The following is a 14,943-nucleotide window of genomic DNA, read 5'->3' on the forward strand; positions in this document are numbered from 1 at the left end:
ATCTCCAGGAGTATTCACATGACCGTTCTGTCTCGTCGTGGTTTTCTCGGCCTGGCCGGAACCGCCACTGCTGCTGCGGCTCTCGCTGCCTGTGCGGGTTCGGGCGGGAGCTCGACGCCGGCCGCGAGTGGCGACACGAACACCATCACGTTCTGGTCGAGTCACCCCGGCAGTTCCACCGACGTGGAGAAGGAACTGATCTCGCGCTACGAGGCCGCCAACCCCGGCATGAAGGTCGACCTCATCGACGGCGGCAAGAACTACGAGGAGATCGCGCAGAAGTTCAACGCCGCCCTCTCCGGCGGTTCGCTGCCCGACGTCGTGGTGCTGTCGGACGTGTGGTGGTTCAACTTCGCACTCCTCGGTGCGATCACTCCGCTCAGCGACGTCTTCCCCTCGGCAGGCGTGGACACCAGCGACTACGTGGATTCGCTTCTGGCCGACTACAAGTGGAACGACAAGACCTGGGCGCTCCCGTACGCCCGGTCGACGCCGCTGTTCTACTACAACAAGGCCGTCTGGTCCGCAGCCGGCCTTCCCGACCGTGGTCCGGCCACCTGGCAGGAATTCGACCAGTGGGGCCCGGAGCTGCAGCGCGTCGTCGGCAACGGCAAGCTCGCTCACGGGTGGGGCAACGCCACCGACTACCTCGGCTGGACGTTCGAGGGTCCGATCTGGACGTTCGGCGGGTCCTACTCCGATCAGTTCGACCTGAAGTTCACCGACGAGCGCACCGTCACGGCCGGCAACTTCCTCAAGGACATGATCCACACCAAGAAGTACGCGGCCGTCTCGAACGACATCGCGAACGACTTCGCCGCCGGCATCCTCGGCTCCACCATCGCCTCGACCGGTGACCTCTCGGGCATCACCAAGAACGCGAAATTCGACATCGGCACCGCCTTCCTTCCCGCAGTCGACGGCACCCCCGGATGCCCGACGGGTGGAGCCGGTCTCGCGATCCCCGCGAACATCGCCGACGACCGGAAGGTCAACGCGCTGAAGTTCATCGATTTCTACACCAACGCTCAGAACACGGCGTACTTCTCGCAGAACGTCGGCTACATGCCGGTGCGCAAATCCGCTCAGACCGACGCCAGCGAAGTGGCGTTCCTGCAGGCGAACCCGAACTCCAAGACGGCCGTCGACCAGCTCTCCCGCACGCGCTCACAGGACTACGCCCGCGTGTTCGTGCCCGGCGGCGACAAGATCATCGGCACCGGCCTCGAGCAGATCGCACTGCAGAACGCCGACGTCACCGCCACCTTCTCCAGCGTTCAGGACCAGCTGCAGCAGATCATCGACCGCCAGATCACGCCGAAGCTGCCGAAGTAATGGCGGCAGTTCACTTCGCCGGGGTATCGCATCGGTACCCCGGGGCACCGGACCTGTCCGTGAAGTCCTTGGAACTCGACATCGAGGACGGTGAATTCATCGTTCTCGTCGGGCCGTCCGGATGCGGCAAGTCGACCTCGCTTCGGATGCTCGCCGGTCTCGAAGCGGTGGAGAGCGGGCGCATCGACATCGGTGGTGCCGACGTGACGTCGCTGGCCCCCAAGGCACGAGACGTTGCCATGGTGTTCCAGAACTACGCGCTGTACCCGAACATGACGGTCGCCGCCAACATGGGTTTCGCGCTCCGCAACGCTGGAATGAGCAAAGCGGACACCGACATTCGTGTGCAGGAGGCCGCGCGCATCCTCGAGCTCGAACCGCTCCTGGACCGCAAGCCGGGCAAGCTGTCCGGTGGACAGCGTCAGCGCGTGGCCATGGGCCGCGCGATCGTGCGCCAGCCCAAAGTGTTCTGCATGGACGAACCGCTGTCCAACCTCGACGCCAAGCTTCGGGTCAGCACGCGTTCGCAGATCGCGGGACTGCAGCGACGGCTCGGCACCACCACCGTCTACGTCACGCACGATCAGGTCGAAGCCATGACGATGGGTGATCGGGTGGCGGTGATGCTGGATGGGGAACTGCAACAGATCGCGGCTCCCCGCGAGCTGTACGACAATCCCGTGAACACGTTCGTCGCATCGTTCATCGGCTCGCCCGCCATGAACCTGATCGGAGCGGACGTCGTCGGAGGGGTAGCCGAAGTCGGTGCGCTCCGCGTTCCGGCTCCACGGGCGGCGACCGGACGGGTGACCGTCGGAGTCCGGCCCGAGTCGTGGAACATCGTCTCGAGCGGATCACCCGGTGCGCTCGAGGTGACGACGGACCTGGTCGAGGAACTGGGAAGCGAGTCCTTCGTGTACGCGACCGGCCCGAACGCCGTGGGCAAAGTCGTTGTGCGGGTGGACCGTCGGCAACGCTTCGCGGCGGGGGACACGCTGTCGTTGCAGCCGGTCGCTTCCGAGGTCTACTTCTTCGACGGGGTGAGCGGCGACCGGATCTGAGCGGAACAGGCGGGCCGATACCGTCACGAATGCGCGGGATCCCGCGTGCAGCGAACGGTATCGGCCCAGCAGTGCCGCCGTGGTCGGCTGTAGCGTGACGGGCGTGAGAAGAACCCGCGCACTCGTCGCCACGTCCACCCTGTCGCTCGCCCTTCTTCTCGGTGCGTGCAGCAGCGACTCGGACACGCCGGCCGCGACCTCGACCACCACTGCGGCCGCCGCGTCCACCAGCGCGGCACCGTCGGCGGCCAGCACCTGCCCCAGTGCGGCACCGGCGGCCGGTGGCACACCCGAGTGGACCCTTTCCGGCGACACCGGCAGCATCGCCGTGATCGGATCGACCGACACCACGGCGCCCGCGGTAACCGTGACGCCGCCGTTCGGCGTCACCGAGACCCAGGTCAAGACCCTGAGCGTCGGAGACGGGCCCGTCGTCGCCGACGACGCGACCGTGTCCGTCTGCTACGCCGGAGTCAACGGCCGCGACGGATCTACCTTCGACAGCAGCTACGAGCGTGGGGCACCCATCGAGTTCCCGCTCGACGGTGTCGTCGCCGGCTTCCAGAAGGCGATCGCAGGCCAGACCGTCGGGTCCACGGTGGCGGTCGCCACCAACGCCGCCGACGGATACCCGAACGGTCAGCCCCGCGCGGGAATCGAAGCGGGCGACAGCCTGATCTTCGCGATCAAGATCCTGGCGGTGAGCTAGGGCGGAACGCCCTACCAGATTCGCACTCGCTCCGACGGGTCGAGGAACAGCTCGTCCTGCTCGGTGAGCTCGAACGCCTCGTGGAAGCTGTCGAGGTTGCGCACCACACCGTTGCAGCGGAACTCGGGCGGGGAGTGCGGGTCGATGGACAACCGGCGCAGCGCCTCGGCGTCACGTGCCTTGGTCCGCCACACCTGCGCCCAGCCGAAGAACACTCGTTGCAGACCGGTCAGACCGTCGATGACGGGCGCATCCTTGCCGTCCAACGAAATTCGGTACGCCTCGACGGCGATCGACAATCCGCCGAGGTCGCCGATGTTCTCACCGATGGTGAATTCTCCGTTGACGTGATGTCCCGGTAGCGCCTTGGGCTCGAACGAGTTGTACTGCTCGATCAATGCCGTTGTCCGCTTGCCGAATTCGGTACGGTCGCTGTCGGTCCACCAGTCGACGAGGTTCCCGTCGCCGTCGTACTTGGCGCCCTGATCGTCGAACCCGTGCCCGATCTCGTGCCCGATGACGGCGCCGATGCCGCCGTAGTTCGCCGCGTCGTCGGCCTCGGGGTCGAAGAACGGCGGCTGCAGAATGGCTGCGGGAAAGACGATTTCGTTCATGCCGGGGTTGTAGTACGCGTTCACCGTCTGCGGGGTCATGAACCATTCGGTGCGATCGACCTCGCCGCCGAGTTTGTCGAGATCGCGTCGATACTCGGCCTCGAAGCCGGCGCGGTAGTTGCCCACCAGGTCGTCGGGATCGATGGTCAGGGACGAGTAGTCACGCCACTTGTCCGGGTAGCCGATCTTGGGCGTGAACTTCTCGAGCTTCTCCAGCGCCGCGGTGCGGGTCTCCGGGCTCATCCACTCGAGGTCGGTGATGTTGCTGCGGTATGCCGCAACGAGATTGACCACCAGTTCCTGCATCCGGGTCTTCGAGTCCGACGGGAAGTGCCGGTCCACGTACAGCTTGCCGACCGCTTCGCCGAGAAGGTCCTGAACCAGGGACACGCCGCGCTTCCAACGCTCGCGGTTCTCCTCGGTGCCCGTGAGGGTCCTGCCGTAGAAGTCGAAGTTCTCGTCGACGATGTCGGACGTCAGATACGGTGCGCGCGAGTGGATCACCTTCCACGTCGCCCACGCCTTCCACACCTCGAGGTCTTCCGACACCCACAACCCGGCGAACGTGCGGACGAAGTCGGGCTGACGCACGACGATCTCCGCGAAATGGTCGGTGGACGACGCACCGAGGCCGCTCAGCCAGGCACCCCAGTTGAACCCGGCCATCTGCTGAACGAGCGTGTCGAAGGATGTCAGGTTGTAGCTGAGGTCGGCGTCGCGCCGCTTGACCACGTCCCAGTGTCCCGCGGCCAGTTTCGTTTCGAGTTCGAAGACCACGCGGGCATCCCGATCGACACCGGCGAGCCCGAACATCTTGTCGATGTGTGCAACGTACTTGTCACGAATCTCGGCGTGGTCGTCCTCGCGGTAGTACGACTCGTCCGGCAGGCCGATGCCCGACTGAGAGAAATGCATGATGTAGCGGGACGAGTTCTTGGCGTCGGTATCCACGTAATGCGCTACGGCGCCGCTGATTCCGGTTCGCTGCAACGCACCCAAGACCTGCGCCAAGCTCACGCGGTCGGATGCCTCGGCGATGGCGGCGAGTTCGTCGGCAACGGGCGTGAGACCGGCCGCTTCGACGACGTCGGAGTTCATGAAACTGGAGTAGAGATCACCGATCTTGCGTGCGTCCGATCCGGGTGCGCCCTCGGACTCGGCCGACTCCGCGATGATGGTGCGCACATCTTCTTCGGCGCGGTCGTACAGAGTGCGGAAGGCACCGTCGACGGCCCGGTCGGCGGGAATCGCGTACTCGGTCAGCCACTTGCCGTTGACATGCTCGAACAGATCGTCCTGGGGGCGGGTGCCGTCGTCGACGAAGGAAAGGTCGAGACCGGACGGCGCGTCGGAAACGGAAGTCATGAATCCATAGTGGCACGGCTGGTCGATTCCGACCGGCCTCCGGCCTACCCGCTGGTCGATTCCGACCGGCCTCCGGCCTGCCCGCTGGTCGATTCCGACCGGCCTCCCCGCTACGCGCCGACTCCCAGGTTGATTGCACCGATCCATCCGTCGGCCGCCTGTTGCGCGGTGACGAGGCCACTGGCGTCGTAGATGTTGTCGGTATCGTTCTGCGTGTTGTTCTCCCAGCCGGCGTGATCGGAGTACGGGGACTGTGCGTACACGGTGGCCTTCGTGGCGTCGTCGAAGAACAGTTGGGTAGTCAGCACCGTCTGTTTGTCGACGTGCACCTTCGCGTGAATGTGCGTGGTGCGTCCTCGATACCAACCAGGGAAAATCGTGGTGAACACGGCGACGCCACCCGCGTCGGTGGTTTGCGCGCCGCGCAGGTAGGTCCCGTCGTCGGTGGTGGTCGCCTCGGTGTCGCCGACGCTGTAGGACCCGTCGGACGTCTCGCCCGAATCGCTCGCGCCGGTAGCGCCCTCGCTCCCGCCTGACGGTCCGCCGCCCGGTCCGCCTCCCGACGGTGGGGCGCCGCCCGCGCCCATCGAGCCCGACTCGAACCCGGAGTAGACGCCGCCTGCGTCGCAGTGCCAAATCTCCACGACGGCGTTGGCGATCGGTGTGCACTCGGTGGAATCCTGGACGCGCAGAGCCAGTTCGAACGTCGTACCGGGTCGGTCCTCACGCAGGTCGCTGCGAATGGAGTCGACGTCGAACCAGTACGGACCTTGCGTCTCTTCCTTGCTCAGGACGCACTGAGCGGAGCCGTCGAGAAGCGAGGTGGCTCCGGCTGCGGTTGTACGGGCAGCTGCAGCGGAGGTAGGTGTCGTGGAGGTCGGTGCGGCGGACGTGGCTGCGAGTGAGTCGGTCGCTCCACCACATGCGGCGATCAAGCCTCCGAGGCTGATCGTTCCCCCGACGGCGAGGGCGCGCCGGCGACTGACTCGTAGTCGACTGTTCTGGACGTCGTTGTTCATGATGTCCAGCTTGTCCCATGTGTCTGTGAACAGTGACGCGACTTCCCGGGTGAATGCTGTGAAAACTCCTGCGTCGCCATCACTCCCAGCGGCGGGAGCCGGACGGTAGCGTCCCAAGAATGTTGCGTCGACTGCTGATCTCGCTGGTGACCTCGACCGCCGCGGCGGCGTCGATCCTGCTCGTCGGCACCGGTTCGGCCGTCGCAGCACCGGCCGCATGCCCCGACGTTCAGATCGTGTTCGCCCGCGGCACCCTCGAGTTCCCGGGACTCGGCTTGGCCGGGGCGCCCTTCGCGCAGAAACTCGAGTCTCTCCTGCCCGGCAAGACCGTCGATTCCTATGCGGTGAACTACGAGGCGAACGTGCTGCAGACCAGCTCGGGCCCCGGTGCCACCGACCTCACACGCGAGGTCACCTCACTGGCAGCGCGGTGCTCGAACACGCGATTCGTTCTCGGTGGGTACTCGCAGGGCGCGTCGGTGGTCACCATCGCGGTCGGCCTGACCACGCGATCCGGTACGCCGGGAGAGGTGCTGGCGCCGGAACTGGCTTCGCGCGTCGACGCGATCGTGGTGTTCGGTAACCCGTTGGGGCGTCAGGGCGGGTCGATCGAGGCGGACAGCCCGCTGTACGGGTCGAAGACGAGGTCGTTCTGCGCACCGAACGAGCCGGTCTGCAGCCCGGGTTTCGACTTCCCCGCCCACTTGGCCTACCTGTTCAACGGTGACCTGGACCGAGCCGCACGCTTCGCTGCCGACAAGGTCATCGCCGCCTGACCCGCCCGGGGTCGTCGGCGGAGAACTAGAGTGGTCGGCGGAGAATCCGACGACTACTCACAGGATGCACGGGGTACTCACGCGTATGTCTCTCGAACCCGACGATCGACTCGACACCGCACTCACCTCCTGGATTCCGCAGCAGCGCTGGTTCGGATCCAAGGGCAAGCCGGTCAGCGCCGTCCGCACGATCATGCGGGAAACGGTGGTCGAGTACGAGGATCTACGCGTCGACCACCTGTTGGTCTCGGTCGAGTTCGACGACCACGAGCCGGAGATCTATCAAGTGCCGCTCGGCATCCGAGAGTCCGTGTCCGATGACCTGTTGCCGTGGGTGGTGTCGTCGGACGGCCCCGTCGTCTACGACGGGATGCGCGATCCCGACGTCATCAGCGTGTACGCCGACCAATTTGCCACGGGCACAGCACCGCGGGAAGGCCGGAGGCCGGCCGGAACGACCGGCGATGTTCGCTTCAGGACGATGGACGGAAGCGTCATCGAGGCGGGTATGAAGGGCAGAGTGCTCGGCGCCGAGCAGTCCAACACCTCGGTGATTCTCGGAAACACGCTGCTGCTGAAGATCTTTCGGCGGGTGAATCTCGGAATCAATCCTGACGTCGAGTTGCATCGGGCACTCGGGGAAGCGAACTGCGAATTCGTCGCATCGCTTCGAGGGTGGATGGAAGCGGACGTCGACGGTACCGAGACCACCCTCGCCATGGCGCAGGACTTCGCAGCCGGATCGTCCGAAGGATGGACCACGGCACTGGAGAGTGTGAAGGCTGCCCTCGACGCGCACGACGTCACGGTTTCCGACTTCGCCTCGGAGTCGGACGAACTCGGTGCTGCGGTTGCCGCGGTACACGCCGATCTCGCGTCGAGTCTGGGCAAGTCCGACGATTCCTCCCCCGCGGGCACGGTCGCAGCCATTCTGAACCGCGTCGAAGAAGCAAGCGCCGTGGTGCCGCAGCTGGTTTCGTTCCTCCCCCGTATCAGAGCTCTGATCGAACGCGCGAAATCGGCGGACACGTTCTCGGTTCAGCGAATTCACGGCGATCTGCACCTCGGTCAGGTTCTGCGGACGCAGCCCCGGTGGTTGCTCATCGACTTCGAAGGCGAGCCCGCGAAGTCGTTCGACGAGCGCCGCATTCCCGACAGCCCGTTGCGGGACGTGGCGGGAATGCTGCGATCGTTCGACTACGCCGCACGTAATCTTCTCGTCGATTCCAGTGACGCCGCGCGCGAGGAGGTGGCCCGAGAGTGGGTGAACCGCAACGTCGCTGCATTCTGCGACGGCTACTCTCGGGTGGCGGGCGTCGATCCGCGCGATGCCGCAGACCTGTTGCGCGCCTACGAACTCGACAAGGCTGTGTACGAAGCCGTGTACGAGGCGCGCAACCGTCCCACCTGGCTGTCGATCCCGATGCACGCGATCGAGCGGTTGGTTGGCTAGCTGTAGATCGCCGGAATCGACCCCAACTTACCGGCCTGGAAGTCGTCGAACGCCTGGATCACTTCGGCCTTCGTGTTCATCACGAACGGTCCGGCCATGGCGATGGGCTCGCGAATCGGCTTGCCGCCCAACACGAACACCTCGAACGACTCGGACCGCGAGTCCTGTGAATCCGATGCGGCGAAGGTGATGGAGTCGCCGCGTCCGTAGAGCGCGGTCTGCCCCATTTTCACCGGCTTGCGCTCGGAGCCCACGGTTCCCGATCCCGCCAGAACGTAGGCGACAGCGTTGAACTCGGGATTCCAGGGCAGGGTCACCTTGGCTCCGGGTGCAACGGTGATGTGAGACAACGCAATCGGAGTGTAGGTGGAACCGGGACCCTGGTGTCCGTCGATCTCGCCGGCGATGACGCGGACGAGTGCGCCGCCGTCCTCGCTGGAGAGCAGAGAGACGCGCGATCCGGTGATGTCCTGGTAGCGCGGGGCAGCCATCTTGTTGTCGCGAGGAAGGTTGACCCACAACTGCACGCCGTGGAACAGGCCGCCGGACTGCACGAGATGTTCGGGCGGAGTCTCGATGTGCAGGATGCCGCCACCGGCCGTCATCCATTGGGTGTCACCGCCGCCGATGGTTCCGCCGCCACCGTTGGAGTCCTTGTGCTCCATGATTCCGTCGATCATGTACGTCACGGTTTCGAATCCGCGGTGCGGATGCCACGGGGTGCCCTTGGGCTCGCCCGGTGCGTAGTTCACCTCACCCATTTGGTCCATGTGAATGAACGGATCGAGACGGGCGAGATCGATGCCCGCGAATGCGCGTCGTACCGGGAACCCCTCACCTTCGTAGCCGGTGGGCGCGGTGGTGACGGACACGACCGGGCGGTCGACGCTCGTGGGGTCCGGGGTGGCGATGCGGGGGAGAGCGAGAATGTTGTCGACGGTCACTGCAGGCATAGCGGCCTCCTGAGGGATGTAGTTGATGGATCAACTACCTGTGCACGGCTCAACCGTGAATAGGCAGATCGTATTCCGCAGCTACCCTCGGCGAGCGATGAATGCCTTCTGGGAACGGGTCACCGCCGTCGGACCTCCGCCGAGCACCGCCGTCGTCGTGTCGGTCGTCGTCGCCGCGGCCCTGCTCGTTCTGGAGCCGAACGCGTGGCGACGAAGCCGGGGCGTCGTCACCATCGCGCACGAAGGAGCACACCTTCTGCTGGCGCTGCTGACGGGTCGGCGCCTGCACGGCGTTCGCCTGCACGCGGACACGTCCGGCGTCGCGATCTCGTCGGGCAAACCGACCGGGATCGGAGTCGTCCTGATGACCGCCGCCGGATACGTCGGCCCGTCGCTGCTCGGACTCGCCGCAGCTCTCACCCTGAACACGGGCCACATCGTCGCCGTGTTGTGGACGGCGGTCGCCGTCTGCGCGCTGATGCTCGTGCTGGTCCGCAACGTCTACGGGGCTTTCTCACTCGTCGTGACGGGTGGGGCACTGGGTGCCGTCGGGTGGAGGGCTCCGGACCAGGCGCAGATCGCCGTCGCCTACCTGATTGCGATCTTTCTTCTGATGGCGGGACCGCGGCCGGTGCTGGAATTGCGACGTCGACGATCGCGAACGTCCGACCCGGACCAACTCGCCCGGCTCACCGTCTTCCCGGCGGCAGTCTGGACGGGCTTCTTCCTCGTCGTCACCGTCGGGGCGCTGGTTGCGGGTGCGGGTTTGCTCAATCCCTTCTAGCGCGCGACGTGGGTGTCGAACCAGTCCAAGGTCTTGGACCACGCGTCGTGCGCGGCGCGCTCGTTGTAGACCGCCGGGCGGTCGTTGCAGTGAAAGCCGTGCTCGGCGTCGGGATAGCGCGCGATTCGGGTGTCGACCGACGCAGAGGCGGCCGCAATCCGCAGTTCCTCGACCTCCTCGACTGGAATCCCCTTGTCCTGGTCTCCGAAGAACCCGTGCCACGGCGTGCGCAGGTCGGGTGCGGAGTCCAGAAGCGAGGAGTAACCGAAACGACCCTCACGAATTCCGCCGCCGTAGAACGTCGCCGCGGCGCCGAGGGGCCGGCGGACTGCGGTGGCGAACGAGACGGTGCCGCCCATGCAGAACCCGACGACCGCGCACTGGGACGGCCCGAATCCGTACGACGCCAGCTCGTCGACGGCCGCGTCGATGTCCTCGTCGATCTCGTCCGACGTCAGCTTCTTCATCAGGGGCATCGACGTCTCGAGGTCGTCGTACGCGACGACTGGATCCCCGCTGCGGTGAAACAGGTGCGGAGCTGTTGCCACCCAACCGGCGGCAGCGAAGCGTCGGCAGACGTCGGCAATGTGGTCGGTGACGCCGAATGCCTCCTGCACGACGACAACACCTCCGCGAGCGGTTCCGTCGGGGGAGAACGTGGTCACTGGGGTCGTCATGGTTCGATCACATCACAAGCCGTTCGGGTGCACGATGTGTGGATATCCACTTCGCCGGGAATACCTGCTTGCGTTAAACCATCTCGAGGAGGAACACCGTGGTGTCAACAGAGCGGGAAACAACGACGCCGCCACTCGCAGTCGGATCGCGTGTGCGCACCAAGTACTCGACCGACCGCACGGCCGATCCGTCGACCTGGAAGGACGAGTCGGGCAAGATCGTGCAGGATTTCGCCGCGAACCTCGACGGGTCGATCAGTCGCGAGTGGGCGCAGGCCCATCGGTGGGGAATTGCGTTGGACAACGGGTGCCTGGTGTTCCGGGACAACGACGACGTGACACCCGAGAACTGACAGCGGTTCAGGCAGCCACCAGCATCACCACGTCGACGGCCGCGATACCGATCGCGGCGTAGAACGGCGTCTTCGATCGCCCGGTGCACGCCACGACCGCAAGAACGATCACCACGGGGAGCACGATCCATCCCCACCGGGACGCACTCCCCACCACACCGACGACGGATGCGACGACCAACGCCGCCGCGGCCACCGGTGCCACAGCTCTCCGCGGAAGCCGGTGCGGGAATCCACGCACACCCGTCGCGTCGTCGTCGGCCAGGTCGGGAAGCACGTTCACCAGGTGCGCGCCGAATCCGAGCAGACCGCCCACCGCGACCATCCACGCGGGTGGCAGACCGCCCGGTTCGACAGACAGGTAGACCACGATCGGCAGCGCCCCGAACGCCACCGTGTACGGCAGCCACGACAGGACCGTTGCCTTCAGAACGACGTTGTAGGCCACCGCTGCGCCGACACCGAACACCAGGTGAACGAGTCCGGGTACCCATCCGCAGGCCAGCGACGAGACGACACACACGGCGAATGTCGCTGTCGCCCAACGCCCCACGAGTACCGGCGCGATCGTCCCCAGTGCGATGGGCTTGTCCGTGCGGCCGGTCTGCGCATCTCGATGCCGGTCGACGATGTCGTTCGTCCACCCGACCACCATCTGACCGGTGAACACGGCGAGGACGATCGGCAGAACTCGAGCGTCGAATCCGCCGACGCTGATCGCGAGGACCGCGGTGAGGGCAGTGACGGCGATGCCCGGCATCGGGTGGGCGCTGCGTGCGAGGGCGCCGAAGGTCGTCACAACTCGACACTAGGCGGGGACGAGCCCTAGGTCGCGACCTGTAGAACGATCACGTCGTCGAGGAACTGGTAGGTGTTCGGCAGATTGTTGGATCCGGTGACCGTGGCCACGGTCGGATCGACGGCGGTGTCGGTCACCGTGATGTCGGTGAAGCCGGCGGCTTCGAAGGCCTGCGTCGCTCCAGCGACGGTGTCGCCGGATACGTCCGGCACCAGTGCGGTGTGTTCGACGGCAGCGTTCGCGACGCCGGCACCGCCACCCGCGAGAGCGGTGGCGATCAGCGTCGTGGCGGCGAGGCGGCGGAAGGTGGTCTTCATGGTGGGTCCTTTGCTCGTGGTCCGTTCTTCTCCAACGGCTTCCACAGTCGCCCCGAAACTCGAGGGTCCGCTGGCAGCGTCCTGTCAGTACGCTCATGGCTCATGGAGCGCCCAGCGGTCACCCTCGACAACAGCGACGCCGTCTACGACTTCTACCTCGACCACCAGCAGAATCGCCGGTTGGCGCGTGTCGCCTACCAGGTGCTTGCCCGACGGTTTCGCCCCCGGGTCCGTTACGCCGATACCGCTCGGGAGCGCCTGCGCGCGCTGGTCTACGACGAGCGCCGCCTGCTGATCGCGGTCAACCACGTCAGCGAGACCGACCCGTACACCCTCGCCGCCACCGCCTGGGCCAGCCCGTTGCGGCCGATCATCGGACGAACGCGGGTCCTGGCCAAGGACGAATTGTTCGAGGATCCGAAGCAGCGGCGTCGCATCGAGATGATGGGCAGCATCCCCGTTTTTCGCGGCAAGAACCACGGAATGCGTGCGGTCAGCGCCGCCGGCAGTCGCATGATGGACGTCTGCGCCGAACGTATGCGGCGCGGTGACGATCTCGCCGTGTTCCCCGAGGGAACGTGCAACGACGGTGACCCGCGCATCCTCCAACCCGTCGGAAGCGGAATCGGCCACATCGCGCTGCGTGCCCGCGCGCTGGGCGTCGACCCTGCCCTCGTCGTCATCGGGCTCCACTACGGACCCGCCGCCGGAACGCTGAAATCGGCGAGCGTGTACGTCGACGTACCCGAGGAACCGTTGCCGGAGAAGCCGATTCACATGTCGAGGCACGTCGCCGAGAAGTTGCAGGCTGCAGTGGATCGTGCGGTGGAGCTGTACTGATCGCCCTGTGGCCCTATCTATTTCGCGAGGTCGAGAGGATGATCGCCCGCACTCCTGGACATCGACGCGGTGACGGGTATCCGCACACGGCATCTCGGCTGATCGACCTCCCACGGCGCTTGGTACAAAGGGACGAGAGAGCACGCCCCTTTACGGAAGGTCAGTTGTGAGCGATCAGATCAAGACAGCCATCGTCACCGGTAGCGCCCGAGGCATCGGAGCCGCCGTGGCTCAGCGCCTCGCCGCCGACGGTTTCGGCATCGCCGTCGTCGACCTCGACGAGGCGGCGTGCGCCGGCACCGTCGAGAAGATCCAGTCGGCCGGTGGCCAGGCCATCGCAGTCGGGGCGAACGTCTCCGACGAAGATTCGGTGAACGCAGCTGTCGATCGCATCGCCTCCGAGTTCGGCGCACCCACCGTCCTGATCAACAACGCCGGCATCACGCGCGACAACCTGCTGTTCAAGATGACGACCACCGATTGGGATTCCGTTCTGGGCGTTCACCTTCGGGGATCTTTTCTGATGTCGAAAGCTGCTTCGAAGCACATGGTCGACGCCAAGTGGGGCCGAATCGTTAACCTCTCGAGCACCTCCGCGCTGGGCAACCGGGGCCAGGCGAACTACTCCGCAGCCAAGGCCGGCATGCAGGGCTTCACCAAGACCCTCGCCATCGAGCTCGGCCGCTACAACGTCACCGTCAACGCCATCGCCCCCGGGTTCATCGAGACCGAGATGACCGCCGCGACCGCCGAACGCGTCGGTGTTCCCTTCGAGGACTTCAAGAAGGGTGCGGCGTCACAGATCCCGGTGCAGCGCGTCGGCCAGCCGGAGGACATCGCGCACACGGCGTCGTTCTTCGTCAGCGAAGGCGCGTCGTTCGTCTCCGGCCAGGTCGTCTACGTCGCCGGTGGCCCCCGCGACTAGATGCGAGTCCTATTGTTGGCCGACACCCACGTTCCCACCCGCGCACGGGATCTCCCGGCCGCGGTGTGGGCGGCCGTCGACGACGCAGATCTCGTGATCCACGCCGGCGACTGGATGTCTGCGGACCTGCTCGACTCGCTCGAGGCGCGGTCGTCGGACTTCCTGGGCTGCTGGGGCAACAACGACGGCGACGACGTGCGGTCACGTCTTCCCGAGGTTGCCCGTCGGACGGTCGAGGGCGTGCGCGTCGCCGTCACGCATGAGACGGGCGGGAAGGCCGGACGCGAGAAGCGGATGGCGGCGGCCTATCCCGACGTCGACCTGTTGATCTTCGGGCACAGTCACATACCGTGGGACACTGTGTGCGACAACGGGTTACGTCTGCTCAATCCCGGTTCGCCCACCGACCGCCGACGCCAACCCGTGTGTTCCTTCATGACGCTGACGCTCACGGACGGCGCAATTCGCGACGTCGAGTTGGTTGCGTTGTGACCCGCGTCGACGCGTGGACGTGGTCGGTCCGGCTGTTCAAGACGCGGTCCGCGGCGGCGACCGCGTGCCGGGGCGGTCACGTCCGGATCAACGGCGTGACGGCCAAGCCGGCCCAGACGGTGGTTCCCGGCGACGAGGTTCGAGTGTGGGCAGGTGGGCGCGAACGCATCGTCGAGGTGGTGCAGTTGCTGAGCAAGCGGGTGGGGCCGTCCGTCGCCGCGACGGCGATGATCGACCGCAGCCCGCCCCCGCCGCCGAAGGAACTGTTCGCCGCCGTGCCGGTCCGCGATCGCGGGGCCGGACGGCCGACGAAGCGGGACCGTCGGGAGATGGAGAAGTTGCGGGGGCAGACGCCGCCCACGCCTTAGCCCAAAGCTGACTCAGGGGCACCCTCACGTCGATGGATCGACCGAGGGTGCCCCTGACTTGTGTTCAGTAGCTACGTGCTGTGAGTCAAGGGCACATTCAGTC

At 66.0% G+C, this 14,943-nt stretch carries 17 protein-coding genes; 11 read left to right on the top strand and 6 right to left on the bottom strand.

What is annotated here, in order from left to right; translation table 11 throughout:
• Window positions 1-18 precede the first annotated feature (18 nt).
• The 3 genes from IEW02_RS01760 (at window position 19) to IEW02_RS01770 (ending at window position 3,105) form a co-directional block, all read left to right on the top strand.
• The gene (locus IEW02_RS01760) at window positions 19-1,335 is read left to right on the top strand and encodes an ABC transporter substrate-binding protein (RefSeq protein ID WP_188542989.1); all 1,317 of its coding nucleotides are present in this window, start codon (window positions 19-21) and stop codon (window positions 1,333-1,335) included.
• A complete protein-coding gene (locus IEW02_RS01765; protein WP_188542990.1) occupies window positions 1,335-2,396 on the top strand; it encodes an ABC transporter ATP-binding protein in 1,062 nt (353 codons plus the stop codon). The genes IEW02_RS01760 and IEW02_RS01765 overlap by 1 nt, the downstream gene beginning before the upstream one ends.
• Window positions 2,397-2,490: 94 nt before the next feature.
• A complete protein-coding gene (locus IEW02_RS01770; RefSeq protein ID WP_371829901.1) occupies window positions 2,491-3,105 on the top strand; it encodes an FKBP-type peptidyl-prolyl cis-trans isomerase in 615 nt (204 codons plus the stop codon).
• A gap of 11 nt (window positions 3,106-3,116) precedes the next feature.
• Here IEW02_RS01770 and IEW02_RS01775 read toward each other — a convergent pair whose 3' ends face one another.
• Both IEW02_RS01775 and IEW02_RS01780 read right to left on the bottom strand, forming a co-directional pair.
• Entirely contained in the window at window positions 3,117-5,084 is a 1,968-nt protein-coding gene (locus tag IEW02_RS01775) for a M13 family metallopeptidase (protein ID WP_188542991.1), read from the bottom strand.
• 110 nt (window positions 5,085-5,194) lie between these two features.
• Window positions 5,195-6,103, bottom strand: a complete 909-nt coding sequence (locus tag IEW02_RS01780) for a peptidase associated/transthyretin-like domain-containing protein (protein ID WP_188542992.1) — start codon at window positions 6,101-6,103, stop codon at window positions 5,195-5,197.
• A gap of 119 nt (window positions 6,104-6,222) precedes the next feature.
• On the opposite strand from IEW02_RS01780, the gene IEW02_RS01785 reads away from it, so the two are divergent.
• Together IEW02_RS01785 and IEW02_RS01790 are read left to right on the top strand one after the other, a co-directional pair.
• Window positions 6,223-6,879, top strand: a complete 657-nt coding sequence (locus IEW02_RS01785) for a cutinase family protein (RefSeq protein ID WP_188542993.1) — start codon at window positions 6,223-6,225, stop codon at window positions 6,877-6,879.
• A gap of 85 nt (window positions 6,880-6,964) precedes the next feature.
• Entirely contained in the window at window positions 6,965-8,332 is a 1,368-nt protein-coding gene (locus IEW02_RS01790) for a maltokinase N-terminal cap-like domain-containing protein (RefSeq protein ID WP_188542994.1), read from the top strand.
• Here the strand turns inward: IEW02_RS01790 and IEW02_RS01795 are convergent.
• Entirely contained in the window at window positions 8,329-9,285 is a 957-nt protein-coding gene (locus IEW02_RS01795; RefSeq protein ID WP_188542995.1) for a pirin family protein, read from the bottom strand. The genes IEW02_RS01790 and IEW02_RS01795 overlap by 4 nt on opposite strands.
• A gap of 97 nt (window positions 9,286-9,382) precedes the next feature.
• Here IEW02_RS01795 and IEW02_RS01800 point away from each other — a divergent pair, with 97 nt between their 5' ends.
• Window positions 9,383-10,069 (top strand): M50 family metallopeptidase, encoded by a 687-nt coding sequence (locus tag IEW02_RS01800; protein ID WP_188542996.1) that lies wholly within the window; start codon window positions 9,383-9,385, stop codon window positions 10,067-10,069.
• Here IEW02_RS01800 and IEW02_RS01805 read toward each other — a convergent pair.
• Entirely contained in the window at window positions 10,066-10,746 is a 681-nt protein-coding gene (locus tag IEW02_RS01805; protein WP_188542997.1) for a dienelactone hydrolase family protein, read from the bottom strand. The genes IEW02_RS01800 and IEW02_RS01805 overlap by 4 nt on opposite strands.
• A gap of 152 nt (window positions 10,747-10,898) precedes the next feature.
• On the opposite strand from IEW02_RS01805, the gene IEW02_RS01810 reads away from it, so the two are divergent.
• Window positions 10,899-11,099 carry a hypothetical protein gene (locus IEW02_RS01810; protein WP_188542998.1) on the top strand — a complete coding sequence of 67 codons (201 nt, stop codon included), beginning with the start codon at window positions 10,899-10,901 and terminating at the stop codon, window positions 11,097-11,099.
• Window positions 11,100-11,106: 7 nt separating this feature from the next.
• Here the strand turns inward: IEW02_RS01810 and IEW02_RS01815 are convergent, their stop codons facing one another.
• Together IEW02_RS01815 and IEW02_RS01820 are read right to left on the bottom strand one after the other, a co-directional pair.
• Window positions 11,107-11,898 (bottom strand): UbiA family prenyltransferase, encoded by a 792-nt coding sequence (locus IEW02_RS01815; RefSeq protein ID WP_229745726.1) that lies wholly within the window; start codon window positions 11,896-11,898, stop codon window positions 11,107-11,109.
• A gap of 26 nt (window positions 11,899-11,924) precedes the next feature.
• A complete protein-coding gene (locus IEW02_RS01820) occupies window positions 11,925-12,215 on the bottom strand; it encodes a hypothetical protein (RefSeq protein ID WP_188542999.1) in 291 nt (96 codons plus the stop codon).
• 102 nt (window positions 12,216-12,317) lie between these two features.
• Between IEW02_RS01820 and IEW02_RS01825 the strand changes: the two genes are divergently transcribed.
• The 4 genes from IEW02_RS01825 (at window position 12,318) to IEW02_RS01840 (ending at window position 14,840) form a co-directional block, all read left to right on the top strand.
• A complete protein-coding gene (locus IEW02_RS01825; protein ID WP_188543000.1) occupies window positions 12,318-13,055 on the top strand; it encodes a lysophospholipid acyltransferase family protein in 738 nt (245 codons plus the stop codon).
• A gap of 166 nt (window positions 13,056-13,221) precedes the next feature.
• Window positions 13,222-13,980, top strand: a complete 759-nt coding sequence (fabG, locus tag IEW02_RS01830) for a 3-oxoacyl-ACP reductase FabG (RefSeq protein ID WP_188543001.1) — start codon at window positions 13,222-13,224, stop codon at window positions 13,978-13,980.
• Window positions 13,981-14,472: a metallophosphoesterase family protein gene (locus IEW02_RS01835; protein WP_188543002.1), complete on the top strand. Its 492-nt coding sequence runs from the start codon at window positions 13,981-13,983 to the stop codon at window positions 14,470-14,472.
• The gene (locus IEW02_RS01840; RefSeq protein WP_188543003.1) at window positions 14,469-14,840 is read left to right on the top strand and encodes an RNA-binding S4 domain-containing protein; all 372 of its coding nucleotides are present in this window, start codon (window positions 14,469-14,471) and stop codon (window positions 14,838-14,840) included. Before IEW02_RS01835 ends, IEW02_RS01840 begins: the two co-directional genes overlap by 4 nt.
• Window positions 14,841-14,943: the final 103 nt, after the last annotated feature.

This window comes from Rhodococcoides trifolii, assembly GCF_014635345.1.
GTDB classification, from domain to species: Bacteria; Actinomycetota; Actinomycetes; order Mycobacteriales; family Mycobacteriaceae; genus Rhodococcoides; species Rhodococcoides trifolii.